The sequence below is a fragment of the Dyadobacter linearis genome, assembly GCF_907165045.1.
GTDB classification, from domain to species: domain Bacteria; phylum Bacteroidota; class Bacteroidia; order Cytophagales; family Spirosomataceae; genus Dyadobacter; species Dyadobacter linearis.
Genome location: NZ_CAJRAU010000006.1, coordinates 329,058 through 354,212, shown reverse-complemented (window position 1 = coordinate 354,212; position 25,155 = coordinate 329,058). Strand labels below are relative to the sequence as shown.

The 25,155-nt window shown below is 46.3% G+C and carries 21 protein-coding genes; 12 read left to right on the top strand and 9 right to left on the bottom strand.

Annotation, left to right across the window (positions count from 1 at the left end; genetic code table 11):
• Nucleotides 1-208: 208 nt before the first annotated feature.
• From KOD92_RS20650 to KOD92_RS20635, 4 genes are all read left to right on the top strand, one after another.
• Nucleotides 209-3,352 (top strand): SusC/RagA family TonB-linked outer membrane protein, encoded by a 3,144-nt coding sequence (locus tag KOD92_RS20650; RefSeq protein ID WP_215235490.1) that lies wholly within the window; start codon nucleotides 209-211, stop codon nucleotides 3,350-3,352.
• Nucleotides 3,353-3,377: 25 nt separating this feature from the next.
• The gene (locus tag KOD92_RS20645) at nucleotides 3,378-4,919 is read left to right on the top strand and encodes a RagB/SusD family nutrient uptake outer membrane protein (protein ID WP_215235489.1); all 1,542 of its coding nucleotides are present in this window, start codon (nucleotides 3,378-3,380) and stop codon (nucleotides 4,917-4,919) included.
• 100 nt (nucleotides 4,920-5,019) lie between these two features.
• Complete coding sequence (locus KOD92_RS20640) at nucleotides 5,020-8,433, top strand: VCBS repeat-containing protein (RefSeq protein WP_215235488.1); 3,414 nt, start codon at nucleotides 5,020-5,022, stop codon at nucleotides 8,431-8,433.
• Nucleotides 8,434-8,453: 20 nt separating this feature from the next.
• Nucleotides 8,454-8,861 carry a DUF4345 domain-containing protein gene (locus KOD92_RS20635; RefSeq protein ID WP_215235487.1) on the top strand — a complete coding sequence of 136 codons (408 nt, stop codon included), beginning with the start codon at nucleotides 8,454-8,456 and terminating at the stop codon, nucleotides 8,859-8,861.
• 76 nt (nucleotides 8,862-8,937) lie between these two features.
• Here the strand turns inward: KOD92_RS20635 and KOD92_RS20630 are convergent, their stop codons facing one another.
• The 5 genes from KOD92_RS20630 to KOD92_RS20610 form a co-directional block, all read right to left on the bottom strand.
• Nucleotides 8,938-9,657: a hypothetical protein gene (locus KOD92_RS20630; RefSeq protein WP_215235486.1), complete on the bottom strand. Its 720-nt coding sequence runs from the start codon at nucleotides 9,655-9,657 to the stop codon at nucleotides 8,938-8,940.
• A gap of 1,561 nt (nucleotides 9,658-11,218) precedes the next feature.
• The gene (locus KOD92_RS20625; protein ID WP_215235485.1) at nucleotides 11,219-11,494 is read right to left on the bottom strand and encodes a hypothetical protein; all 276 of its coding nucleotides are present in this window, start codon (nucleotides 11,492-11,494) and stop codon (nucleotides 11,219-11,221) included.
• Between the two features lie 80 nt (nucleotides 11,495-11,574).
• Entirely contained in the window at nucleotides 11,575-12,558 is a 984-nt protein-coding gene (locus KOD92_RS20620) for a glycoside hydrolase family 43 protein (RefSeq protein ID WP_215235484.1), read from the bottom strand.
• A 5-nt stretch (nucleotides 12,559-12,563) separates the two neighbouring features.
• On the bottom strand, nucleotides 12,564-13,394 hold the full coding sequence (locus KOD92_RS20615) for a helix-turn-helix domain-containing protein (protein ID WP_215235483.1): 831 nt from the start codon (nucleotides 13,392-13,394) through the stop codon (nucleotides 12,564-12,566).
• 1 nt (nucleotide 13,395) lies between these two features.
• A complete protein-coding gene (locus KOD92_RS20610; RefSeq protein ID WP_215235482.1) occupies nucleotides 13,396-14,367 on the bottom strand; it encodes an aldo/keto reductase in 972 nt (323 codons plus the stop codon).
• A 202-nt stretch (nucleotides 14,368-14,569) separates the two neighbouring features.
• Here KOD92_RS20610 and KOD92_RS20605 point away from each other — a divergent pair, with 202 nt between their 5' ends.
• The gene (locus KOD92_RS20605) at nucleotides 14,570-16,207 is read left to right on the top strand and encodes a carboxylesterase/lipase family protein (protein WP_215235481.1); all 1,638 of its coding nucleotides are present in this window, start codon (nucleotides 14,570-14,572) and stop codon (nucleotides 16,205-16,207) included.
• Between the two features lie 34 nt (nucleotides 16,208-16,241).
• On the opposite strand, the gene KOD92_RS20600 is transcribed toward KOD92_RS20605, so the two are convergent.
• Entirely contained in the window at nucleotides 16,242-17,114 is an 873-nt protein-coding gene (locus tag KOD92_RS20600) for a 3-keto-disaccharide hydrolase (RefSeq protein ID WP_215235480.1), read from the bottom strand.
• Between the two features lie 117 nt (nucleotides 17,115-17,231).
• On the opposite strand from KOD92_RS20600, the gene KOD92_RS20595 reads away from it, so the two are divergent.
• The 3 genes from KOD92_RS20595 (at nucleotide 17,232) to KOD92_RS20585 (ending at nucleotide 19,158) form a co-directional block, all read left to right on the top strand.
• On the top strand, nucleotides 17,232-18,059 hold the full coding sequence (locus tag KOD92_RS20595; protein ID WP_215235479.1) for a helix-turn-helix domain-containing protein: 828 nt from the start codon (nucleotides 17,232-17,234) through the stop codon (nucleotides 18,057-18,059).
• Between the two features lie 193 nt (nucleotides 18,060-18,252).
• Complete coding sequence (locus tag KOD92_RS20590) at nucleotides 18,253-18,702, top strand: Hsp20/alpha crystallin family protein (protein WP_215235478.1); 450 nt, start codon at nucleotides 18,253-18,255, stop codon at nucleotides 18,700-18,702.
• 201 nt (nucleotides 18,703-18,903) lie between these two features.
• On the top strand, nucleotides 18,904-19,158 hold the full coding sequence (locus tag KOD92_RS20585) for a hypothetical protein (protein ID WP_215235477.1): 255 nt from the start codon (nucleotides 18,904-18,906) through the stop codon (nucleotides 19,156-19,158).
• A gap of 74 nt (nucleotides 19,159-19,232) precedes the next feature.
• Here KOD92_RS20585 and KOD92_RS20580 read toward each other — a convergent pair whose 3' ends face one another.
• The gene (locus tag KOD92_RS20580; protein WP_215235476.1) at nucleotides 19,233-20,561 is read right to left on the bottom strand and encodes a rhamnogalacturonidase; all 1,329 of its coding nucleotides are present in this window, start codon (nucleotides 20,559-20,561) and stop codon (nucleotides 19,233-19,235) included.
• A gap of 140 nt (nucleotides 20,562-20,701) precedes the next feature.
• On the opposite strand from KOD92_RS20580, the gene KOD92_RS20575 reads away from it, so the two are divergent.
• The gene (locus tag KOD92_RS20575; protein WP_215235475.1) at nucleotides 20,702-21,388 is read left to right on the top strand and encodes a hypothetical protein; all 687 of its coding nucleotides are present in this window, start codon (nucleotides 20,702-20,704) and stop codon (nucleotides 21,386-21,388) included.
• Nucleotides 21,389-21,449: 61 nt separating this feature from the next.
• On the opposite strand, the gene KOD92_RS20570 is transcribed toward KOD92_RS20575, so the two are convergent.
• Nucleotides 21,450-21,821 carry a VOC family protein gene (locus KOD92_RS20570; protein WP_215235474.1) on the bottom strand — a complete coding sequence of 124 codons (372 nt, stop codon included), beginning with the start codon at nucleotides 21,819-21,821 and terminating at the stop codon, nucleotides 21,450-21,452.
• Nucleotides 21,822-21,967: 146 nt separating this feature from the next.
• On the opposite strand from KOD92_RS20570, the gene KOD92_RS20565 reads away from it, so the two are divergent.
• Entirely contained in the window at nucleotides 21,968-22,432 is a 465-nt protein-coding gene (locus KOD92_RS20565) for a hypothetical protein (protein ID WP_215235473.1), read from the top strand.
• Between the two features lie 2 nt (nucleotides 22,433-22,434).
• A complete protein-coding gene (locus KOD92_RS20560) occupies nucleotides 22,435-22,830 on the top strand; it encodes a helix-turn-helix domain-containing protein (RefSeq protein ID WP_215235472.1) in 396 nt (131 codons plus the stop codon).
• A 332-nt stretch (nucleotides 22,831-23,162) separates the two neighbouring features.
• On the opposite strand, the gene KOD92_RS20555 is transcribed toward KOD92_RS20560, so the two are convergent.
• Entirely contained in the window at nucleotides 23,163-23,429 is a 267-nt protein-coding gene (locus KOD92_RS20555; protein WP_215235471.1) for a VOC family protein, read from the bottom strand.
• A gap of 302 nt (nucleotides 23,430-23,731) precedes the next feature.
• Between KOD92_RS20555 and KOD92_RS20550 the strand changes: the two genes are divergently transcribed.
• Nucleotides 23,732-25,153: an alpha-L-fucosidase gene (locus tag KOD92_RS20550; RefSeq protein ID WP_215235470.1), complete on the top strand. Its 1,422-nt coding sequence runs from the start codon at nucleotides 23,732-23,734 to the stop codon at nucleotides 25,151-25,153.
• Nucleotides 25,154-25,155 lie beyond the last annotated feature (2 nt).

The window sequence follows — 25,155 nt, the reverse complement described above, 5'->3', positions numbered from 1 at the left end:
TAATAAATAATCGTAAAAAAATAATATTTTTATTAAGTGTAGCCTTGACAGATAATTAAAAGAGTTTATATTTGTATATAGGATCTATCTGGTGAAAAATTGGATAAATTCAGCGTTCCTTATTCCGCGTGCTGTTCTTTCTTTTGTTCCTTTCAGGGAAAATTTTGTGCTGTTTAACAAGTGTCATCTTAACATTTAAGTCGAATCTATGAAAAATCGATTACAAACTTTTCCCTGTTTCAAGGGTACATGGTTAAGCGGGTCTGTGATTTTGCTACTACTGTCTTTTCAGGTCGTATGGGCCGGAGGATTTGCAGATCAACAGGTTGCTGGTAAGGTTACTGCCGACAATGGCGAGGCTTTGCCGGGAGTGAATGTTACTTTGAAAGGCAGTAGTGTAGGAACCACCACAGATACGAAAGGGGAGTTCTCACTCAGCGTGCCTTCACCAAGCAGCGTGCTGGTATTCAGCTTTATAGGTTATGCCAAACAGGAAGTCGAGGTAGGTACCAAAACTCGGATAGATATCCGGCTTACCGCCGAAGACCAGGCTTTGGAAGAGATGGTGGTAATCGGATATGGATCCCAAAAGAAATCATCGCTAACCGGAGCAGTATCTTCGGTTTCGCCCAAAGAACTGACTGCATTGCCGGTAGTGAGCGCGGAACAGGCTTTGCAGGGCCGGGTGCCCGGTGTTCGCGTGGTCAATAACGGTAGTCCTGGGCAAACGCCGGTTGTACGTATAAGGGGGATCGGTTCCATTAATTACGCTTCCGGGCCGCTCTATGTGATCGACGGAATTCCTGCGGGTGACCTGAATAACCTCGATCCGAAAGATATTGAATCGCTGGAAGTTTTAAAAGATGCAAGTTCCGCCGCGATCTACGGTTCAAGGGCTTCCAATGGGGTGATCATCATCACAACCAAAAAAGGATCAAAAGACGGAAAGCTGCATGTAAACCTGGATACTTATGTAGGTACACAATCTGCTTGGAAAAAGCTGGATGTGCTCAATACAGACCAATATAAGCAATATGCGACGGCACTGCTGGGTAACGCGGGCATTGCAATGCCAGGCCGGTTGACAGATCTGAACCAGCCTATTTATGCGGGAGCGACGCAGACTTTTGCGCAAACCAATACCAACTGGCAGGACGTAATGTTCCGCAACGCGCCGATCCAGCAGCACCAGATCTCCGTTTCCGGCGGCAATGCTGTTTCCCGGTTCTTTACGTCTGCGGGCTATTTTGACCAGGAAGGAATATTGATAGGTACCAATTACAAACGCGCCAATGTGCGTCTCAACTCGGATCACCAGGTAGCTAAATTTCTGAATATCGGGCAGACTTTGACCGTATCTTATGACAGATCGCGCGGCGAACAGGGATTCGGAGGAGGCCGTACTGCGGTGATGCAAATGATACGGAACCTGCCTTACTGGCCTGTTAATGACCCGACAAAACCCGGCGGTTACAGCTCGCCGACCGCCGCAGATGGAAGTGACCCCGACAATCCGGTCCGCATTGCATTGATGGATGTAACCCGCAACCAGCGCCTCAAATTGCTCGGCTCTATTTTTGCAGAAGTGCGATTGGCCAGCTTCTTAAAATACCGGTTCAGTTTTGGTGCAGATATCGTTTCTGCGAACACTGTTAATCAGTTTCCTATTTATAATGATGGTTTTAAATCGCGTACACAATACGAGATCCAGGACAACCGCACGAGCTTTTTCTCTCCGGTGCTGACTAACCAGCTGACATTTGAAAAGAATTTTGGCAAACATTTACTGAATGTAACGGCGATCGTGGACAAGCAAACTTTCCGCACCAGTACTCTGAATGGATCGGGATATCGCCCGAATAATGACATCGACGAATTGCAGGGCGCTTCCAACCCAAATGCTACGAGTACATTAGATGAAAGTTCGCTGCTCTCGTATGTGGGACGTTTGAATTATGAATATGCCGGAAAATACCTGCTGAGCGGCTCCATTCGCCGCGACGGTTCTTCCCGTTTTGCACCGGGCAACAAATGGGGTACATTCCCGTCTCTTTCACTGGGCTGGCGTATCAGCGAGGAGGAATTCCTGAAATCAGTTCCGCAGATCTCCGAACTGAAAATCCGCGCGAGTTACGGACAAACCGGTTTCAATGGTATCGGTAGCTATGCCTGGCAGGCGCTTGTGTCAGCTGATAACAGTAATTATGTTTTTGGTGGGAATAAGGTGCTGGGTTCATATTTCAGTTCACTTGCCAATACGCAGCTGAAATGGGAAAGTACTACGATGACCAACCTGGGTGTAGACCTGGCTTTGTTCAATAACAGCGTCACGTTCACTGCGGAAACTTATCAGCGTAATACGGACGGGCTATTGTTGCAGGTTCCGATCCCGAATTCGGTGGGATATTCTACCTCTCCTTTGTCAAACATTGGAAGTATGAAAAACTGGGGTTATGAATTTCAGTTGGGTTATAGCAAGAACGACGGTGATTTTAAATGGAATGCTTCTGCAAACCTCGACATTACCAGAAACAAAGTGCTGAGCCTTGCGTCAGAAAGTGCGACACTTTTCTCAGGTGCTAATGCAGACTTTGGGGGCGGCGACATTACAAAAACCGAAGCAGGACATCCGATTCAGTCATTTTTTGGATACCAGGTAGATGGCATTTTCCAGAACGCTGGCGAGATCAATGCTGCCAATTCGCTGGATGGAGATGACAAAACCAAGTACCAGGACGCAGCTGCACCCGGGGATATCCGGTTCAAAGATCGGGATGGCGACGGCAAGATCACGCCTGCGGACAGGACTTATCTGGGCAGCTTTATTCCAAAGTTCAGCTACGGTGCGAATTTGGGAGGGAATTATAAAAACTTCGATTTTACATTGTATCTGCAAGGTGTTCAGGGTAACAAAATTTACAATGGAACGAAGGTGATCGAGCAGGGAATGCTGCGGTTGTTCAATGCAGGAACGGAGGTTCTGAATGCATGGACACCAACCAACACGGATACCGATGTGCCAAGAGCGATCAGTGGCGACCCAAACAACAACAGTCGTACAAGTGATCGTTTTGTGGAAAACGGGTCCTATATGCGGATTAAAAATATCAGCATCGGCTATGCTGTGCCAACGAAAGTACTATCTGCATTGACAAATGAATTCATCACGAAAGCAAGGATTTACGTTTCCGCAACGAACCTGCTGACTTTCACGAAGTACTCAGGACTGGATCCTGAAATTGGCGTGAACGGATCTTCAACCGATACCGCAACACAGCTGATCAACGGGATTGATTACGGCATGTATCCGCAGCCGAGAACTTTGCAGGTAGGATTGAGCGTAGGATTTTGACATTGAAACTTTTAAAGGAATTGAAATGAAAAAGAGACTGATTATCCTATATGTTTTTCTGTTTGGCATCGTGTTCGCCTGTAACGACGATGTCCTTGAAAAAACCAACCCAAACGGTGTGACCGTGGAGGGTTACTACAAAAACGGGGCTGAGCTGAACAGCGGCGTGACGAGTGTGTATTCCATGCTGAAATCGAACAACCTGGTAGCCCGGGAGTGGTTTTTCCTGCACGATCTTCGGAGCGACGATGTGGCGGCGGGTGGCGGCCAGCTCGAAACGCCGCGTAACCAATTGCTGCTGGGGACGCACGACGCTGTCAATTCGGTTTTAGGAACTGTGTGGCTTGCCTATTACCGGCTGATCCACCGTGCCAATGCAGTGGTGGACAACTCGGAAAAAGTGACGGACATTTCGGCCGCAGAAAAAGGCAGACTGCTGGGAGAAGCGCGTTTTTTGAGGGCTTATTCTTACTATGAGCTGGTGAGTATGTGGGGCGGGGTGCCACTTTACAAGAACTATGTACTGACTGTCGACGGCAGCTTGCCACGCGCTCCGGCGGAGGAAGTTTATGCCTATATCATCTCCGAATTGCAGGCGATCCAGGCTGACCTGCCGGCAACTTACGATGCGGCAAACCAGGGTAGGGCTACAAAAGGAGCAGCTCAGATGCTTTTAGCAAGGGTTTTTATGCAAAAAGGAGATTATGCCAGCGCGAAAACGGAGTTACTGAAAGTTTACAATTCCAATGTATATGCGCTGGTTGATAACTATAATGACAACTTCCTGGAAGAAACAGAGTTTAATAAAGAGTCTATTTTTGAGGTAAATTTCTTTCCTTCCGGAGGTGTATACAATTGGGACGGTGACGGAAACGGCGCTACTGCCGGTACAGAAACGGTACGCACCCAGGAATATTCGGCAATAGGGTGGCGTAATGTGATCCCTTCTAACAGTTTGCTTTCAGAATTTGAAAAAACGTCGAAAGGCGACGCGAAGACAGATCCTCGTTACGACGACTCTTTCTATTTTACAGGAGAGAAATACAACAAAGGCGCCAATACTTTGACCGACGGCCAGCAAAATGGTAATGCATCGGTTGTGGACGGTGTGACGCAAAAAGTGAGCTGGCAGAAATATTCGCTCATGTATAAAATGAACGAATCGTTTCTGACGGGCGGTATTAACCAGCGCATCATGCGATTTGCCGAAACGATCCTGGCACTTGCAGAAGTGGAGAACGAACTGGGTAACACAGCCGAAGCCGTGAAATATCTGAATATGACCCGCGCGCGCAAAAGCGTAAGTATGCCGCCTTATCCGACAGCCAAATTTCCTGTTTCCAATAAAGACCAGGTTTTTGCAGCTATCGTCCACGAGAAACGTGTGGAGCACAGCGGCGAACAGATCCGTAACAGGGATATTGTGAGATGGAGAAAATTGGCCAAGCAAAAAGCAGAACCGCTGGCTTATTTCCAGGCTAACAAGCATGAATTACTGCCTATTCCGCAGCAGGAAGTTGATAATAATGCGAAAATTGAGCCGGGAGATCAGAATCCTGGATATTAGAACGGGATAGTTCTTACTAATCACTTATCTTTTGTCACCCTGAGCATACCGGCCGCCCGGTAAGTTCAGGGTGACAAGTTTAAAATCCAGCTTCATTGCTATGCAAAAATGTATCTTCCTAAGCTACATCTTCTTCCTCCTCCTCAATTGGTCTTGTAAAAAGCAGCAGGAAACCCTTTTTACCTCCCACAAATCGTCCGAAACCGGAATCAGGTTTTCCAATACATTAACTCCCAACGACTCTATTAACCCCTTCACATTTACAAACTTCTACAATGGCGGCGGGGTAGGGATCGGGGATGTGAATAATGATGGTAAGCCGGATATTTTCTTTGGTGGAAACCAGGTGAGCTGCCGGTTATATCTGAGCAAAATTGATACACTATCTAAAAATTGGGCATTTGAAGATATTACGGAGGCCGCTGGAGTGAAAACGGATCGCTGGTGCACGGGAATTTCTATGGTGGATATTAATCAGGATGGATTGCTTGATATTTATGTTTCTGTCGCAAAACATATCAAGATGCCTGCCGCAGATACCGAAAATCTGCTTTTTGTAAATCAGGGTTCTGGGGAAAATAAGGTGCCGGTATTTAAGGAAATGGCGAAAATTTATGGATTGAATGATGCTTCATTTACGGTTCAAACTGCATTTTTCGATGTCGATCTCGACGGCGATCTGGATGCATTTATGATGAATTCCGCGCCCGATCTGCAAAATCCCAATTACCTCCGCAAGACCTATCACGACGGTTCGTATCCCAGTACCGGTAAGTTGTTTCGCAATGAAGGAACAGGTGGAAATGGTATTCCTGTTTTTGCAAACATTTCAAAAGAAGCGGGTGTGAGGTATGAGGGACTTGGGCTTGGGCTGGCTGTAAGTGACTTGAACAAAGATGGTTACCCAGATATTTACTGTTCAAACGACTTCATCAGCAGTGACATATTTTATCTGAATAGTGGTGTTAAAAATGCAGGAATGCCCGGCTTCAACAATGTGATCCGCGAAGCGACTGCGCATACGAGTCTGTACGGAATGGGGTTGGATATTGCTGATATTAATAATGACACTTACCCCGATATTTTCCAGCTGGATATGCTTCCGGAAGATAATTTCCGACAGAAGAAAATGCTTGCCGGCCAGGATTACGACCGGAAGGAAATGAGTATTTCTGATCAGTATGGTTACCAGTTGCAGTATATGCGCAATATGTTGCAGCTGCATCAGGGAGCTGCCGATCCGGGTGGCGTACCGATGTTCAGTGAGATTGGTTTGTTGTCCGGCATTGCCAAAACGGATTGGAGCTGGGCGCCGCTGATCGCAGATTTTGATAACGATGGACAAAAAGATATTTTCATCACAAACGGTTACCGCCGCGACGTGACAGATCGTGATTTTATTCAGTTTAAAGAAGATTTTTCAAATTTTGGTACCAATAATTTCAAGCAGCAGAATGCATTGGAACTGATCGAAAAAGTGCCTGAGGTGCAGATCGCCAATTACGCCTATAAAAACGCCGGTAACCTTACGTTTTCCAATACTTCCAAAGATTGGGGACTCGATGAGCTTTCTTATTCCAATGGTGCCGCCTATGCAGACCTGGACGGAGACGGCGACCTTGATCTGGTGGTGAACAATATTGATTCAGAGCCATTTATATATCAAAACAATAGTCGCGAAAAAGGAACAGCGAATTTCCTGACCATTGAATTGAAAGGAGCAAAGGGAAACCTGTCGGGAATCGGCAGCAAGGTTACGATCTGGACGGGCAAGACGAAGCAATATGCGGAATTGAGCGTGGTAAGGGGGTTTCAGTCTTCGGTGGATCCGGTATTGCATTTTGGAATTGGAAACGGAGCATTCATTGATAGTCTGGAAGTGGTGTGGCCGGGCGGAAAATCACAAAAGCTATTAAAGATTGCTGCGACTAAACGCCTGATTATGAACCAGAAAGACGCATTATATTCGGACAAACCTGTCCCAGTCAAGCCGAAGTCACAACCATACTTTACCGACATTTCCAAAGAACTGAATATTGATTTTCAGCATTTGGAAAGCACTTTTATAGATTTCAAACAAACTGCTACCATGCACAAAATGCTGTCCAAAAGCGGTTTTGCAATCGCGTCGGGTGATGTGAATGGAGATGGTTTGGAAGATATTTTTGCGGGTGGAAGTTACAGGGGAGACAAGCCGACAATTTTTCTGCAAATGGCATCGGGCCGGTTTGAAAAGCGTGTCGTTTCCCAGGATTCTTTACACGAAAATGCAGCTGCTGTGTTTCTGGACGCGGACAGGGATGGAGATATAGATCTGCTGGTTTCGAATGGAGGAAACGAGCTGCCTGTGACAGAAAAGTCTTTTTACAGTTTACAACTGTATCTGAACGATAGTAAGGGAAATTTTACGCCAGCCGCCCAAACTGCCTTTCCCGCGATTTCGCTGAGCAGTTCCTGCATGGTGACCAACGATTTTGACAAAGACGGCGATCTGGATATTTTCATTGGTGGTCGGAGTATTCCGGGAAAATATCCGCTTCCCGCGAGCAGTTATCTGCTGCGAAACGACTCAAAAAATGGCCAGCCGCATTTTACGGATATCACTTCCAAATTTTGTCCCGAACTACGCAATATCGGCATGGTTTGCAGCGCACTATGGGCTGATACTAATCAGGATGGATTTGACGATCTTGTGCTCGCCGGAGAGTGGATGCCTATTAGGATATTTGAAAACAAAAAGGGGAAATCACTGCAATCTCAAAAAGCTGCAACTGGATTAAACCAGTTTACGGGCTGGTGGAACAGCCTGGCAGCCGGTGATTTCGACCACGATGGGGATATTGATTTTATCGCCGGAAATGAAGGTTTGAATACATTTTACCGCGCCTCTGAAAAAGAACCTATCAAAATTGTAGCAAAGGATTTTAACGGCGATGGGACTTTTGACCCGCTAATGGGCTATTTCATCCAGGGTAAGCGGTATCCGAGTGTTCCGCGCGATGCATTGAACCAGCAGGTAATCCAGTTTCGCCGCAAATTCCCGCATTACGCAGATTATGCGCAGGTCACCTTTGATGATCTGCTTTCGGCCGATGAATTGAAAGACGCCTATTCAGCAGAGGTAACTTATCTGCAAAGTGCTTACATTGAAAATATGGGTAAGGGAAATTTCAAAGTCCATGCATTGCCCATAGAAGCCCAGAAATCGCCGGTTTTTGGCATAGTTACAGCGGATGTAAATGCGGACGGGCACGAAGATGTGATTTTGACGGGTAATTTTTATCCCAACGAAGTGAATATGGGCAGACAGGATGCGTCAACCGGGCTGCTTTTGCTCGGAAATGGAAAAGGGCAATTCACGGCAACGGATTGTGCCGAAAGCGGATTGATAATTAAAGGCGATGCCAGGAACAGTATTTTTATAAAGGGCGCTGATCAGAAACGACTGCTATTCACTGCTATCAATTCGGGCACACTGCAAGTCAGCAGACTGAACGAGATTCAACCCAAATAAGTAGGATTTAAATACCCTATATGTTCAAAAGCAAGAGGACACTCCAGATCGTGATTGCTATTTTAGCAGCTGCTCCGCTGGTGTCGGGCATATTGGGATTAGCGGGGATCTATAATCCACTCTTTTCTGAGACGCTTCCGGCTGACCTGGTTTTGGATAGTAACTTGCGGTTCCTGAATGCTGTGTCTGTCGCAGTTGCGATATCATTTTATTGTATCCTACCGGTAATTGAAAAGGAGACTTTTGCGTGCAGGGTGATTTGCGGCGCAATATTATTGGGTGGGCTTGCGAGGTTAATATCGATCTACGAATTGGGTATACCGCCTTTTTTTATCAGCGCCTCTTTGGTTCTGGAACTCCTTTCGCCAATCCTGATTATGTACTGGCAGCGGCGGCTCGCTTTGCGGGTAATGCGCGGTAAGGATTGATTTTTAATGTAATTCAAACAAAAAAATAACCCCGACTTCTGACAGTCAGGGTTATTCTCAAAAGTTATACTTCGGATCAATTCGGATCGGAAGTCCCTTTTTTATCTTTCCGTTTCTTTTTCGATTTGCTGTCCGACATATCAGACTTTGATGTATTGCCTGAGCTTTCGTTCAGATTACTTTTGGTCGAATCCGTTTCGTTGGCAGGAACCGGGCTGCCTGTGGTACCTGTTGCCTGCGGCCATGCGGATGTTCCGTTTGCGCTGTTACCCTGGGTTTGGGTGCCGGTAGTATTGCTTGTTTTATCCGTATTGCTACCTGCTGCGGGCGTCTGCGACTGAGGTGTGATAGCACCTGTGGTACCTGTTGCCTGCGGCCACGCTGAAGTGCCCCCAGCGCTGCTTCCCTGCGACTGAGTCGAGGTTTCGCTGGTTCCCTGCGTACCGCTGTTGTTCGGAATTGCGGAATTGGTATTACCCTGGCTCGCAGGCTGCTGTCCTGTGGGATTTATAGCGTTGTTGGTTGTCTTGTTATTCTGCGTTCCTGAGTTCGAATTATCCTGGGTTCCGCTGTTGCTCTGCGTCGCCGGAATATCCTGACTACCAGTGCGCTGTCCCGTAGGATTGATTGCATTGTTGGTAGTGCTGTTATTTTGTGTTCCGGAAGTGGAGCTACCCTGCTGGGTTGTGGTATTTGATCCCTGTTTCGGCATATTTTGATTGGTCGTACTTTGTGCATAAAGCGTTCCGCCTGCAATAAGCATCAATGCGGCGATACCTGTTGTTATTTTTTTCATGGTATGGTTAATGTTGATGAATGTAGTTCGTTTAGCAATTTCCGTTCCAGAACCGATTTCGTCAATCGCGTTTCATTGCATGTATTTAAATCAATTCCCCGCCTCACTTCATAGAATTTCGCACAACCGTAGAGCGGCTCCTTGTTTCTGGAAAGGTTTCACATTTATGGCGTAGCCCCGCCGGGGCCAAATATTTACTATCGATTGTTTTTCTAGAAACAGGGAGCTCCTCCGGAGCTCATGTACCAAATCAATTCCCCGCCTCACTCCATAGAGTTTTGCACAGCCGCAGAGCGGCTCCCTGTTTCTAGAATTACGTTTGACATTTATAGCATAGCCCCGGCGGGGCTTCCTGTTTCTGGCAAGGCAGCCGAGTTCATTGGTAAGGCACCAGCGGGGCCCCTGTGAATTGCAATCAACAAGGAACAGGAGGCCCCGCCGGGGCCAAATATTCACTATCGTTTGTTTTTCTAGAAACAGGGAGCTCCTCCGGAGCTCATTTACCGAATCAATTTCCCGCCTAACTTCAAGATTTTCGCATAGCCGCAGAGCGGCTCCCTGTTTCTAGAATTACGTTTGATATTTACGGCATAGCCCCAGCGGGGCTTCCTGTTTTTAGAAAGGCAGCCGAGTTCATTGAATAAGGGCCCGTCGGGGGCCCCTGTGAATTGCAAATCAATAAGGAAAAGGAGGCCCCGCCGGGGCCAAATATTCACTATCGATTGTTTTTCTAGAAACAGCGAGCTCCTCCGGAGCTCATGTACCAAATCAATTCCCCGCCTCACTTCATAGAGTTTAGCATAGCCGCAGAGCGGTTTCCTGTTTTTAGAATTACGGTTGACATTTATGGCATAGCCCCAGCGGGGCTTCCTGTGAATTGCAATCAATAAGGAACAGGAGGCTCCGCCGGGGCCAAATATTCACTATCGATTGTCTTTTCTAGAAACAGAAAGCTCCTCCGGAGCTCATTTACCGAATCAATTTCCCGCTTCACTCCATAGAGTTTCGCACAGCCGCAGAGCGGCTTCCTGTTTCTGGAATTACGTTTGACATTTATGGCATAGCCCCAGCGGGGCTTCCTGTTTTGGGAAAGGCAGCCGGATTTATAAGGCCCCGGCGGGATCCTGTGAATTGCAATCAAAAAGGAACAGGAGGCCCCGCCGGGATCCTGTGAATTGCAATCAAAAAGGAACAGGAGGCCCCGCCGGGGCCAAATATTTACTATCGATTGTTTTTCTAGAAACAGGGAGCTCCTCCGGAGCTCATTTACCGAATCAATTCCCAGCCTCACTCCATAGAGTTTCGCATAGCCGCAGAGCGGCTCCCTGTTTCTAGAATTACGTTTGACATTTACGGCATAGCCCCAGCGGGGCTTCCTGTTTCTAGAAAGGCAGCCGAGTTCATTGAATAAGGGCCCAGCGGGGCAAATATTTACTATCGATTGTTTTTCCTAGAAACAGGGAGCTCGTCGGGAGTTTTGGAAATTTTCAACGAAACGTCCCATTCCCGGATATTACGCATTGCCTTATTACGCGATAATATAGGTAACAAGTTGTGGTAGTTAAACAAACCTGAGAATGTACAAGGCGAGCGAAATCATGACAATAATGCCCGTAGTCCAAACCTTATCCTTCCAGGGTCGATGCCGTAGCACATATTTGATTCCGAAAGTCAAACTGACCGCAATAATGAACGTGATGAAATACTGGCTGAAAGTAGTTTCGGGTGTATTCAGCGTCTTAAAGAGAAGAGATCTGGCAATTGAATCCAGACTAAAATAATTTAACATGAAAAGCCAGAAACCCCACTTCTGCTCTTGCTGCTGGGTATGCTCCACGTTTTTAATGGTTCAGTATCTGAAAATAAAATGAGCTTTACCGAGAAAGGAATTCACAAGAGATACTTACTGACCGACTCCTATTTCTCGGCCATCACCGGTACAATTACCTCTTTTCCTTTTACGCTGAAATTATAAACACCTGCTTTTTCATCCCATTCTTTCACTACCGGCACGATGCGCGTTCTGCGCGGGCCTACTTTGTCTGATGCGTTGTGAATGTGATATGCGTAATACAATTGCTTGTCAATCCCTTCAAAAAGATCACCGTGTCCCGATCCGTTCTCACCAACTATCGAGCGATGGATAATGGGGTTATTCTCATTTTTAATCCACGGACCATATGGTGAATCGGCTACGGCATAGCCAATCGCGTAATCGATGTTCTCGAAATGGTTGGCGGAATAGAATAGGTAATATTTATTTTTTAGTTTAATAACGGTCGGGCCTTCCATGATAGGCGCCGATTTGTAATTTGGCGTAGCTTCCCAGGGTTCTGTCTGTTCAAAACATTTTTTCAGGGTCTCGGGCCTTGTCTTTCCGGTTTTCATGTCAAACTCGGCTGCATACAGGTAATTTCCTCTATCAAAACGCACACAATAGAGATAGTATTTACCATCAGTATCCTTGAAAATATAGGAGTCGATATTCTTTTCAGACCCATCAATAGGCCCGACTTCTTTTTGTCTGTATGGACCTAATAACGATTTCGACTCAGCCAAAACGGTTTGTTCATCGGCCGTGTAAGTGAGGTAATAAGTACCTTTATCTTTGAATATCTGCGGTGCCCAGAAACCCTTAGTGCCGAATGTATTGTCGCCTTTGGTCAGGATCATACCAAGCGAATCCTGCGATTTCGCAGGCACCGCCCATGTTTTCAGTTCTTTTGATTCTAAGAAAGCGAATCCCTGCGGCCCGTCGCCCCCGCCTTTGGAACCGGTAAGATAGTATTTGCCACCCTCCACATAAATGGTCACATCCGCAAAGAAAATCTCTTGATTCGACTGAGCAAGGGCCTGCAATGCAGAGAAAACGAGAAAGGAATAGATGAGAATTGATTTCATTTTTCTTAAATAACCAGTGAAGTAGGCGCGAAGCCAAATTTCTTTTTAAAAGAATGTGAAAAGTGCGACAGGCTTTCAAAGCCCAGATCAAGATAAATAGCCGAAGGTTTTACATGTTTGGTTTCGATGAGGTGCCTGGCTTCGTTAAGCCGTTTGTCTTGCAGCCAGTGACGGGGCGGGGCACCGAATGTTTTCAAAAAATCGCGCTTGAATGCGGCCAGACTGCGACCGGTAAGCTGCGCGAACTTCTCGATCGGGACATTGAAATGAAAGTTATTCAGCATGAATTTTTCCAGGTCGATCTTGCTGGGATCGGAAAAGTCGAACAAAAAGTTGCGAAGCCCCGGAAGTGCAAGCAGCAGCAATTTAACCCCTTCCTTTACTTTTAATATACCCATTTCGTCTGTCATGGCAGCCCCGGAGTTTCGGGCGTACGGGATAATGGATTGGAAATATCCCCGCAGGAACTCATTGGACGGGATCAGCAGATTGGGCGGACCAATATACTTCTGTTGAGCTTCCAGCTTTTCTTCCAGCGCAATCCTGCGCATGAGATCTTCCTGCAGGGAAATTACGATTGTTTCGTAGTGGCCTCCGCCGGCCGAAGGATCGCTGGCGGCCGGCGTTTTCGTGAGCGTACCGAGCTGGTTTCTGCCGATCAGCAGCATTTCACCCCCGTTCATTGAAATGGTTTGCACAGATGTTTCTAGCGTGAATTGGCCCGAAACCTGCAAAATCAGCGTATGGTGGTTCCAGAAACAGACCTTCTCCCGCCGTTCAGTAGAGAGGTAAGAATAAAAGATCACGCCGGGAAGGATTTCTGCTGGACTTTCCATTTTAACGTTGTAAGTAAGTGCCGCCAAGGATGGCGCCTGCGGCAAAAGTAGTATTTAAGGTATTCATTTCTTCCGGTGTAAATACAATATCCATTGCCGCTGTATTTTCCGGCAACCGCGACCTGCGGCTCATGCTCACCAAAGGCATAATGTGCTCGCCCTGTTCCTTCACCCAGGCAATCGCAAGCTGTGTCGGAGTACAACTTTTGTCGCGGGCGAGCTGCTTTAATACTTCTACTTTTTGCAGGTTATGGCGTAAGTTTTCACCTTGAAAACGAGAGAAATGATCGCGATAATCGTTTTCCGGAAGCGGCGCATTTAGTTCGCCGGTCAGTAAACCTTCGGCGGTATTGGCAAATGCAACTACACCAATACCCAGTTCCCTGGCAGTTGGCAACAGTTCACTTTCAATCTGCCGGTCGGCCAGTGAATAGCCGATTTCCAGCGCACTGATCGGGTAAGTGCTGTTGGCTTTGCTAAGCTGGTCTGCCGAAATTTCCGACACGCCAATATAACGAACTTTACCTTCTTTGATCAGGTCGGCGACCGTTCCGATGATATCTTCCACAGGCACACTTTCATCCATTCGACTGGGCTGATAAAGATCAATTGTTTCAGTCCCCAGGCGAGTCAGCGAGTAGTTAATGAAATTTTTGATCGCGATCGGGCGCAGGTCCAGCCCCAGCCATTGACCATTGTGAAAGATAGCACCAAACTTTACACTGATAAAAGCATCATCCCGTCTTCCTTTAATCGCTTTTCCAATTAGCATTTCATTGTGCCCGGCACCGTAAAAGTCTCCGGTGTTCAAAAAATTAATTCCGCTGTCGAGCGCTTCATGGATCGTCGCGATACTTTCTGTCTCGTCAGGCGTGGGCCCGCCCCAGATGGAAGACATACGCATACAGCCCAAACCTAGTTTGGACACAAGCGGGCCGTTTTGGCCCAGGTGGATTTTTTTGATGTTTTTCATGATACAAAGGTCATACATCAGCATGGCCGCGAGTTGCTTCTACGGCTCAAATGTTTTGCCCGTGCGGCTCAGTAAGCTGGCATTCGCGTTTTGTCACAAAAGAAAATTTAGGAGGTAATCTTCTTATTAATGTCTTATCCTAAGACAATATATTTCTATTTACTACATTGCTTTCCAGAATCGGATTTAACTCTATTTTTAGATGAAAACTATCTTTATTACCATGGTGCTGGCGGTGCAGATCATGCACGCTGCTTCGGCCCAATCCAAAAGTGCGACGTCGCCTCCGCAGGCTAAAACTGCTAACGGAACCGTGGAAGGTGTGCTGGAAACGTCAGGTGTGCGGGCTTTTAAGGGTATTCCTTTTGCGGCTCCACCAGTTGGTGAATTGCGCTGGCGCGAGCCACAACCCGCCAAAAACTGGACGGGCGTTCGTAAAACGGTCAAATTTGGGCCGCGGGCAATGCAAAACGCAGTGTTCGGGGATATGGGCTTTCGCTCGGACGGAATGAGTGAAGATTGTTTGTACCTGAATGTATGGACACCTGCTGAGTCAGCGAATGAAAAACTTCCTGTTCTGGTCTATTTCTATGGCGGCGGTTTCATTGCCGGAGATGGTTCCGAAGGAAGGTACGATGGCGAAAGTATGGCCAAAAAGGGCATTGTCAGTCTCACTGTAAACTATCGGCTGGGTGCATTCGGCTTTTATGCGTCAGCAGATCTTACAAAGGAATCACCGCACAAAGCATCAGGAAACTACGGCTATCTGGATCAGGCGGCTGCGCTGGCGTGGGTAAAGCAAAACATCGCCGCATTCGGAGGTGATCCTAACAAAGTAACTATTGCAGGGGAATCAGCCGGCTCACTTTCGGTAAGTGCCTTGATGGCATCGCCGCTTTCCAAAGATCTGTTTGCAGCGGCAATAGGCGAAAGTGGCTCTGTATTGGGTACACTTCCTCCCGTGCCTTTGGCGCAGGCGGAGCAGGCGGGTGCCAAATTCAATGAGCAGGTTGGCAAGAAAACACTGGCAGAAATGCGCGCGATACCCGCCGAAGAATTGCTGAAAGCGACAGCTGGTCCGGGCGTACCAAGGTTTTCATCTGCGGTAGACGGTTACTTTTTTCCGGAGCCGCCTTTGAAGACATTTCAGGAAGGAAAACAATCGCAGGTGCCGTTGCTGGCAGGATGGAATACCGAGGAAATGAACTACCGGATGATCCTGGGCAAAGAAGCGCCGACGCTGGAAAACTACACAAAAGCTGTTCAGAAACTTTACGGGGAGCAGGCTGATAAAGTTTTGAAGGAATATGCAGCTACCTCGGACGCAGAGGTGGAGCAAGTGGCAACTGACCTGGCCGGCGACCGTTTTATCGGTTTCGGTACGTGGAAATGGATTGATATCCAGAGCAAAACAGGCGGAGGAAAACCAGTTTACCGCTATCTGTACGGCCGTCCGCGCCCTGCTATGAATGCCGAAGCTGGAAATGTAACAGCGAACCTGGCCGGCGGTGTTTCCAAAAGTACAGATGCTGCCCCAAAAGCGCCACTGCCCAAAGGTGCGGTGCATTCGGCTGAAATCGAGTACGCAATGGGCAACCTCTCATACAATAAAGTGTACGCCTGGACACCGGAAGACCATAAGGTATCTGCGACCATGCAGGAGTACTTCGCCAATTTTATAAAAACATCAAATCCCAATGGAAAAGGTCTTCCCGAATGGTCGCCTGTGACGCCTGAGGGTGGTGCAAAATATATGTACCTGGATGTGGATAGCCGGCTCGAAACCGATAAGCACAAGGGTCGGTATGTGCTGATGGATGCAATGGCTACCAAGAATTGACGGAAACAGGCGAATATGTAAGTATCAAAGCATTTTACAGAAAATACTTCTGATACGCCGCCGGTAATGTGGCAAGTTGTTTAATGCGAACGTCGCGGAAGAAAACTTCCGCGGCTTCGCTTTGCAGCTGGATCTTGCCGCTGATCATCGGAACCTCTTCGCCGCCGGTTTTAATGTAGCGTGAATTTTTCAAGACCATCACCACGTGGCCGTTCACAATATGCAGACTTTGTCCCTCAAAGCAGATCAGTTCCAGCGTATTCCAATCATTATCAGGCTTTTCAAAATTGCCCGAACGCATGCAGAAATAGTCACTTCCTGATTTGAATGTACCATAAGGCTGACCTTCATCTGCGACGCGGTTCATCACACCTTCGGAAGGAAATGACCGGATATCGATCACAGAGCTTGCCTGGCACCAGAAGTCTCCCATGTGTCCTTCCATAATTTGAAACTCCTGCGAAAGCATCCATGTACGCCAGTATTCGGCGCCCGCTTCCCCGTTTGAATGGTATAAAATGCCTGAGTCGCGCAGCTTTTGCAACCTCGGCTCGTATTTCTGCTTGCCCCACTTAACCTGCAATTTGAGGTGGTAGTTTTTGTACGACTGTTTGCTGATCAGGCACCCGTAAATCTCCCCGCTGACCCGCAAAACCGGTCCGCCCGATTCGTTTATAACTGAAAAAACCTGCCCTTTATCTTTGTTGTATCCCACCGGCGCTATTGCTTTACCGGCTGCGTCTACCGGTATTTTTCCATTATAGTTATCTTTGTGTTTATAGCTCAGGTAATTTTCCCATTGACTGAGATCTTTATCCAGAAGAACTTCCCATTCTTCTTTGTCTTGCACAGAAGAAAGGGTGCAAATAGTCGTGAATGCAGCCAGGAGTAAAATTGCTAATCTCATATTCGATTCAGGTTGTAAGTCCGTTAATCTGTTTTTTTACAAAAATAGAAATGAGAAAGACGGCGCTTTTGTACAAATCCATTATTTGCCGGTAGATTTACATTAACCTCTATGCACATGAAAAGATATACGCTCCATGAACCATTCAGTATCTACCACTTCGAAGCGGATATGTGGCAGCATTCTGTGCATAAGCACACCTATTTCGAGATCATTTTCATTCTGAATGGAAGCGGGCTGCATCATATCAACGGCCACGCCTACGAATATGTGAGCGGTGACGTTTTCCTGCTGGGGCCGGAGGATTTTCACCATTTCGAAATCAGTGAAATCACTGAATTCTGCTTTGTTCGATTTCATGAAACCGTTGAGAAGCAGCAGCCGGAAGCGGCGTGGCAGCCAATCATCAAAACTTTGCTCAGTACGTCTTCGCAAAGCTCCAATTCCATCGTGACCGACAAGAACGAAAAACAAAAGTTACTGCATTTGCTCGCCGTGCTGGAAGCGGAATGCGCGAATGAAAAGTCCGCTTACTTCGATATGGTCCGCGACAACATTTTGCGAAGTATGCTGCTCGTACTCGCGCGCAATCTTTTCAGTCATTCCCCGGCAAGCGAGGCAAAAAAATACTCCGTGGAGGCGATTCTGATGTACGTTCGGCAACATATTTTCGAGCCCGAATGCCTCACTATCGCGCATCTGGCCAGGCAGTTCAATTATGCTCCTGCCTATATCAGCCTGTTTTTCAAGCGACATACCGGCGAGTCGCTCAAACAATATATTATAAGGAGTAAAGTAAGGATCATCGAATCGCGGCTGCTTTACAGTAAACGGTCACTGACCGAAATCGCAGACGAATTTGGGTACACCGATGAGAGCCACCTTTGCAGGCAATTCCGCAAATATGCAGGTGTGTCTCCCGCTTCTTTCCGTCAGCGCGGTTGAGGATAATCGACTTCAAAACTGAAAATTTGACAGAATTTGAATTTCGATATTCGGGGGTCAATTGTCAAAATTTCAGTGTTAAGTGAAAATTTGACACAACATATTGCTGCTGGAATACACTTTGATTATTAGCTTCTGTATGCGAAAGCATCGATATGATAGTTTTATTGTTTAACCTAAAAAGGATAAAGTCATGTCACTCATCAAAAAGAACCGGAATTCATTCAACACGATCCCAGCTCTATTCGACGATTTCGTTGGCCGCGAACTTTTTAACTGGGGTAACTCCAACTATTCATCAACGCAGACCACGATACCGATGGTGAATATCAAGGAATCCGCTGAAAACTTTGAAGTCGAAGTTGCGGCGCCTGGTATGAACAAAAAAGACTTCAAAATTCAGTTGGATAACAATTTGCTGACCATTTCTTCCCAAAAAGAAAGCGAGGAAGAAACGGAGCATAATGGATATAATCGCAGGGAGTTCAGCTACCAGTCTTTCCAAAGAAGTTTCTTATTGCCAAAAGATGTGGTTGATCACGACGGTATTTTGGCCGGCTATGAAAACGGGCTGCTCCGCCTGACTATCCCGAAAAAAGAAGAGGCGAAGCAAAAAGGTCCCCGGTTAATCGAAATCGAATAAATAGTATCGATCAATTGATTGTGTATTGAATGCAGAGGCCGTCTCAAATCTAAATGAGGCGGCCTTTTTCTTGTCAAAGACTTTCCTTTTTAGTCTGGTTCAAAAAACTATTTGAATGACATATTGCCTCTCCGTCCGTTTTTGTTAAGTTTATAACTTATACCCTGTCAGGGATATTAGGATCGGAAACAGGCTTTTATCGTGCTGCTATTTGAACTTCTTCTTTTTATTGTAGTCGGAACGTTCGTGTTCATCGTCAGCCTTATCGCCGAATGGGTAGAGACGAAATTCCCACCCAAAATCAAGCCGCCCCGGCCCAAACGTCGCCGTGAGATCAAAGCCGATCTGGACGTACTTTACCGTTCATACCAACTTGGTCTGCTCGATGAAGCCGACTATCTGGATCAGAGTGATGAGCTAATCGACCAGCTGGCGGAGTTGACTTATGGGGAGTAGGGGGAGGAAAGGGTAGAGGGAGGAAGGAGGAAGGGAGGAAGGGAGGAAAGGGGGGCGGAGGATGGAGGAGTGGGTTAGTTTAGTTGGGTTTTGTTGACTATTACATTTTTCATTTTGAAATTCTTGACAGTTTTTTTGTCGTAGTCGGCGTTTTTGGCGGTTATGTTTAGATTTTCGAAGTTGAAGTTTGACAGTTTATCGTAATCGCCAGGGCTTACGTCGAAGAAAACTTCGCATTTCAGGTTAATGTTTTTAAGGCTGATATTGTCGCAATAGGATAGCGGGACGTCTTTTCTTCCTTTTAAATCAAAAAACTGCTTCCAGGGTTTTACGTAGATCAGGCTATGTGCGTAGCCGTCGATATTTTCAACGCTCACAAACTCATATTTCTGTGGCGTGTCGGGCCGCATTTTGAGCCACAGCACACGCATTGCGTTGGTAATGTGACAGTTCCGCATGACAATATTCTTATTATGGATCGCCTCGCTGCCGCACGTAAGCGCCGCGTGGCAGAATCCGAAAGTACAGTCCTCGATGATCACATTGGTGTTCGCGCCGTTGCCGGCTTGGGTATCTGCATAAGGTCCTTTTCCGCCTTTCAATGCGATCGCATCATCATTTACAGCCAGATAGCAGCCTTTGATCAGCACATTATTGCACACATCCAGGTCGATCGCGTCGGTACTCGGCGCTTTGATCGGCTCGTGCGGGGCTGTGATCCGTACATTTAGGATCTTGATATTATTGCATTGATAATAGTGGCTCGTCCAGAAACCTGAATTTTGGAGCGTCACGTCCTGCATCTGCACATCGTTGCTTTTCCAGATAAAAACCAGCCGCGTGCGCGATACTTCCAGGTTCGTGCAGTTGGGATCTTCCTTCCTCCGTTGCCAGAATGCCTTCCAGTAGTTAAGCCCATTGCCGTCGATAATCCCTTTTCCCGAGATCGTAAAGCCATTTACACCATACGCATTTACCAATGCTGGAAAATAATCCAGCGTTTGTCCCTCCATTCGTGAAGGCATTTTCGGGTAGTCCCCGATCTGGTCGGATCCCTTCAATACCGCGCCTTCCGACAGGTACAAATGTGTTTTTGGTTTGAAAAACAAAGCGCCGCTCAGAAATGTACCTTTCGGGATCACGATCACGCCGCCGCCTTCACTGTGCGCCAGATCGATGATTTTTTGAATAGCGGCAGTTTGCAAAACGCTGCTGTCCGCTGACGCGCCGTGTCTGGTAATGACAAACTGTTTGCCCAAATCTTGCAGGTTGATTTTTGAACTGTCAGAAAACCAGGCTGGTATCCGGGTTCCATCGGGAAACGTGGGAGATCTTTCAGTTTGGGAAAATGCGGCATTTGAAATGCAGCAGATCAATAGCAGGAGCAAGCTATATCTTTTCATGAAAACGACTTATGGATATCAATCACAATTTGCGATTTTTTTGGTTGAATGCAGAATGTCGTAAATCCGGTTGGCATGCTTTTGCTGTAAATGATTATCAAAGCTACGCGCAGGATTCACTGCGCATTACAACCAAGAGCATGAGCCAAATTGAAGCAAAGGTTTTGTCATTTGAACAAGTCCGGGAGTTGCCCGATTCCTGGTCGGGAGTTGACTACGTTAACCTGCTGATCACCATGGACTACGATAATCCTCAGGAGATCAAAGACGGGGAGCTGAAAGAAATGTGCATGATGTCGCTCACAGATTTCGAGCCCGAAGAAGCAGCAAAAATTGTCCTCGATTACGTGATCGACGGCCGGTTGACGGAAGGTCAGATCGAGAATCTTTCACACGAGATATTGACTGAAAAGTTATGGGAAGAATATCCCGAACTGTCCCTGCATCCCGATCTGTTCCGTGCCACGCAGTTACTGTACGAAGCATATAATGGAAAGTTTCCACGCGGAGAAGCGGTTCATTTTCAGCTCAGTATCACCGGTGAAATAGCTGAATTAGGCGAGCAACCGGAAGCGGCGATCGTGAGAATACTTGCAGCGGGAATGTCCGATCGCAGCCTGATTCACCGTCTATTTACCGACCAGCTTGAAGGGGGCAAATTTGAAGAAGCGAAGGATATTCTCTGGAAACTGGAAACGATTTCCCGGGATGAAAAGTCAGTTACCTACGATATCGTCAGCTCGTCTTACTGGCTCGACGAGATCAAATATGCGGATACTTACCAGGCGGAAGTCATCGCCAGTGTCGCAGAAGAAGACGCGGAATAGGATGAGATAGTAAACCTGGCGGGATCTCCGGAACCCGCCAGGTTTTTTTGATATCCCCTAATTAATCCTTTCTGAAAAACTCACCGAAATGCCATAATATGCCGGAAGGATCGTGCAGGAAGCATTCTCTGCCCCAATAATCGGTCTTAATCGGCGTCAATCTCACACCTTCATATTTTCCAGGCAGATCCAGCGCCAGCAAATCAGCATAATAACGCTCCACATCGTCCACTTCGAGGAAGATCATGCTGTTATCTATCCAATCTTTGATATAATAATCCTGCAAATAAAAGGCCAGCTGATCGAGCTTAAACACCGAAAAGTTGTGCTCCAATACAACTTCCTCAAATCCAAGGTCCCTGTAAAACCGCCTCGATACCTCAAAATCCTTCGCCCCAATAAACGGACGCATTGATATGGCGTTGTGTTTCATAGTTTTTATTTAAATATATCCGGTTTTTGACCGCTAATCTGTTTAATACAGCCTAATAGTAAACGAGTTCACTACAAAATTGTCAGTTATGGGAGTTTCGTGATATTAGTCATGCCGATTTTTCTACATTTGAACTTAACTTATAAGTGAAGCGTATTCATATTGAGAAATACTCTAAAAATAAAAAACTGTCAATCTACACTGTCAGATATGATGATTGTGTTGAAAATCAGACGGATAGATTTTTGGATAAGTACCTTCGTCTGGGCTTTGAAGAAGATATAATGATGATAAAAAGTTGGCTCAGAAACCTTGAAAATAGGGGAGCCAAGGAACATTATTTAAGACACGAGAAAAGGGCAAACGCCGGGCCGATTAGATTTTCAAAATTGAGAATTTACTGCATTCGCTGCCATGAGAATCTGATTATCTTGGATGGAGGCGGAGAGAAAAAAGGCCAGAAAACGCAGGATGGAGCAGAAACGAACGCAGCTATGGAACTGATGAATGCAGTAGATATCGCATTTGTGGAAAAAATCAAGGACCGGGACATTGTATATTCTTTCGATAAGATGGATTTGTCAGGTGAACTTTTTGTAGATATAACTTAGCTATGGGTAGACTAGATTCAATAGAAGCTAATAAGTCAATCAGCAGATTTGTTGACAAGAGTTTTGATATTTCAGACAGGATCGTTGAAATCCTGACTCGGAAAAAGATAACCCAGAGGCAGTTTGCAGCAATGTTAGGGAAAAGTGAGTCGGAAGTAAGCAAATGGCTATCGGGTACTCATAATTTCACTATCAAGACTATTGCACATTTGGAGGTTGTATTGGAAGAAGTTATCATGGCAGTTATGAATGACAGCTTGGAGAACAATGTAATTGAGTATGAAGATAAGGCGCCAATCGCTGATTTTGTTGATTGTGAGAGCTGTTTAGACCATTTGGACGTTCCTTATTTAAGGACTGAAAATCCGGTTAAATTTGTTGAATACTCTGTTTCTTGAATCGTCGTGATAGAAAACATTGATATAAAAATCATCGACAGTAGCCTTGACAAGCTATATATAGAGAATCCAACTACAAAAGATTCCGTCGCCTCCTTTCGCTTTAAGTTTGACAAATTCAGAGCTCAAATTGAGACTGGTGAGCATAGATTACTGATGGTAACCAGCCGGGTCGAAATCTTTGCAATCTCTCAGAAGCCTACAAGTGAAGCAGCCAAATTAGAGGCAACCATATCATCAGTTTTTAAGGTCAAAGACATTGATAGCGTGTTGAATTTGGGGGACCATAAAATCCGCAATAAGGATTTAATGTTGAAAATATTCGACCTGTCTTATTCCACTGCAAGAGGACTTCTGAGCGCCTGCAGATCAGCATAATAACGCTCCACATCGTCCACTTCGAGGAAGATCATGCTGTTATCTATCCAATCTTTGATATAATAATCCTGCAAATAAAAGGCCAGCTGATCGAGCTTGAACACGGAAAAGTTGTGCTCCAATACAACTTCCTCAAATCCAAGATCCCGATAAAACCGCCTCGATACCTCAAAATCCTTCGCCCCAATAAACGGACGCATTGATATGGCGTTGTGTTTCATAGTTTTTAAAGTTTCGTTCGCTCACTACCAAAATCAGGGAGCGCAGATATTTACTCAACAACTCACACTTGCTTTCTTACGTAAGTAGTGTTTTTGTAAAATTGATTAAAAATAAAAATCAATCGAAAAAAATAGAAAATAAAGTCATTAAAAACGAAGTATAGATCGAAGGTAATAGGCTTATGCTGACAATTAGTAAGACTTTAAAGAGTCGGCGGTGTTCAGCATCGTGGTTCCGGTACTATCTATTCGTCAGGTGGCGTGCGTGCTGCCTGTTTTTTTTAACAAACTATTGAAAGCCAATGCATTATTTGTCAAGAATCACACTCCTTGTTGCATTACTGATTGGGGAGAATGCTTTTGCCCAGGAAGCTTATCAGGCTAATTGGCAGTCTTTGGAAAAACATAAGGAGGTACCTGAATGGATGCGCGATGCGAAATTCGGGATTTACTGTCACTGGGGTGTTTATGCCGTGCCTGCTTATAATAATGAACATTACATTCAGCACATGCACAACGACAGTCCCGACCACTCGAAGCTGGGAACTTATAAGCGGCACCTGGCGCTTTACGGGCCGCTGGAAAAGTTTGACTACCACGATTTTATCCCGATGTTCAAAGGTGAAAAGTTCGATTCGGAAGAGTGGGCTGATCTTTTCGTGAAAGGTGGCGCGCGTTTCGCAGGGCCGGTAGCAGAGCACCACGACGGATTTGCAATGTGGGACAGCGACCTTACCCCATTCAACGCAAAGGATATGGGGCCAAAGCGCGATGTAGTAGGTGAGCTGGAAAAGTCAATACGGAAACGCGGGATGAAATTTTTCACATCCCTGCACCACGAACTCAATTATACCAATGTGAAAATGAAGCCCGGCTGGGCTGGTAGCGATCCGAAATATGCCAAACTATACGGATCGACGATGAAAAAGGAGGAATGGGAGCAAATGTGGATGGACAAATGCAACGAGCTGATCGACAAATACCACCCCGATGTGATTTACCACGACGCTTGGCTCGAACAGGTCCCGACGCAAAATATACAGAAATACCTCGCACATTATTTCAACGAAGCCGACAAGCGGAAGCAGGATGTGATCGTGACTTACAAGGGCGAAGACCTGCCGGCGGGCGTCGGAATGGAGGATCACGAAAATTCGAATCCCGATAAAATCATCGAAAAACCGTGGCTCTGCGATTACTCGATCGGGACCGGGCTATCCTATTCGTGGGGCTACACCGACGGTATGGAAATCAGGCCGGCAAAGGAAATTATCCATACGCTTGTGGAGGTGGTGAGCAAGAATGGCCAAATGCTTTTGAACCTGTCGCCGCGCGCCGACGGGACTTTTCCTGAGGAACAGAAAGAGGTAGTTTACAAAGTTGGGCGCTGGATGTGGTCTTTTGGCGAGTCGCTGTACGAAACGCGGCCGTTTTCGGTTTTTGGGGAAACTACCGCGGCAAAACAACAGGTTTTTTACACACAAAAAGGCAAAACGATTTACGCGATTTTCCTGCAATGGCCGGAAGCGGGCGTGGCAGTTAGTTTAAAGGAATTAAATGCAAAGTCACTACTGGGTAAAGTAAAGGCTGTCAATTTATTAGGTCTCAAAAATCTGGTGAAATGCGAAAGCCAGCTCAGCGGAGCGGGGCTGAAACTGACAGTGCCGGCCAAAACGCGCGTGCCTTCTGATATTGCTTATGTTTTCAAAATTGAAACTGAATAGTT

Excerpts from the sequence above, each read along its gene's own strand:
- KOD92_RS20630 (WP_215235486.1), bottom strand. The coding sequence starts at position 9,657 with ATGAAAAAAATAACAACAGGTATCGCCGCATTGATGCTTATTGCAGGC.
- KOD92_RS20620 (WP_215235484.1), bottom strand. The coding sequence starts at position 12,558 with ATGAAATCAATTCTCATCTATTCCTTTCTCGTTTTCTCTGCATTGCAG.
- KOD92_RS20560 (WP_215235472.1), top strand. The coding sequence starts at position 22,435 with ATGGGTAGACTAGATTCAATAGAAGCTAATAAGTCAATCAGCAGATTT.
- KOD92_RS20555 (WP_215235471.1), bottom strand. The coding sequence starts at position 23,429 with ATGAAACACAACGCCATATCAATGCGTCCGTTTATTGGGGCGAAGGAT.
- KOD92_RS20580 (WP_215235476.1), bottom strand. The coding sequence starts at position 20,561 with ATGAAAAGATATAGCTTGCTCCTGCTATTGATCTGCTGCATTTCAAAT.
- KOD92_RS20590 (WP_215235478.1), top strand. The coding sequence starts at position 18,253 with ATGTCACTCATCAAAAAGAACCGGAATTCATTCAACACGATCCCAGCT.
- KOD92_RS20570 (WP_215235474.1), bottom strand. The coding sequence starts at position 21,821 with ATGAAACACAACGCCATATCAATGCGTCCGTTTATTGGGGCGAAGGAT.
- KOD92_RS20615 (WP_215235483.1), bottom strand. The coding sequence starts at position 13,394 with ATGGAAAGTCCAGCAGAAATCCTTCCCGGCGTGATCTTTTATTCTTAC.
- KOD92_RS20575 (WP_215235475.1), top strand. The coding sequence starts at position 20,702 with ATGAGCCAAATTGAAGCAAAGGTTTTGTCATTTGAACAAGTCCGGGAG.
- KOD92_RS20550 (WP_215235470.1), top strand. The coding sequence starts at position 23,732 with ATGCATTATTTGTCAAGAATCACACTCCTTGTTGCATTACTGATTGGG.
- KOD92_RS20600 (WP_215235480.1), bottom strand. The coding sequence starts at position 17,114 with ATGAGATTAGCAATTTTACTCCTGGCTGCATTCACGACTATTTGCACC.
- KOD92_RS20595 (WP_215235479.1), top strand. The coding sequence starts at position 17,232 with ATGAAAAGATATACGCTCCATGAACCATTCAGTATCTACCACTTCGAA.
- KOD92_RS20640 (WP_215235488.1), top strand. The coding sequence starts at position 5,020 with ATGCAAAAATGTATCTTCCTAAGCTACATCTTCTTCCTCCTCCTCAAT.
- KOD92_RS20610 (WP_215235482.1), bottom strand. The coding sequence starts at position 14,367 with ATGAAAAACATCAAAAAAATCCACCTGGGCCAAAACGGCCCGCTTGTG.
- KOD92_RS20605 (WP_215235481.1), top strand. The coding sequence starts at position 14,570 with ATGAAAACTATCTTTATTACCATGGTGCTGGCGGTGCAGATCATGCAC.
- KOD92_RS20645 (WP_215235489.1), top strand. The coding sequence starts at position 3,378 with ATGAAAAAGAGACTGATTATCCTATATGTTTTTCTGTTTGGCATCGTG.
- KOD92_RS20650 (WP_215235490.1), top strand. The coding sequence starts at position 209 with ATGAAAAATCGATTACAAACTTTTCCCTGTTTCAAGGGTACATGGTTA.
- KOD92_RS20635 (WP_215235487.1), top strand. The coding sequence starts at position 8,454 with ATGTTCAAAAGCAAGAGGACACTCCAGATCGTGATTGCTATTTTAGCA.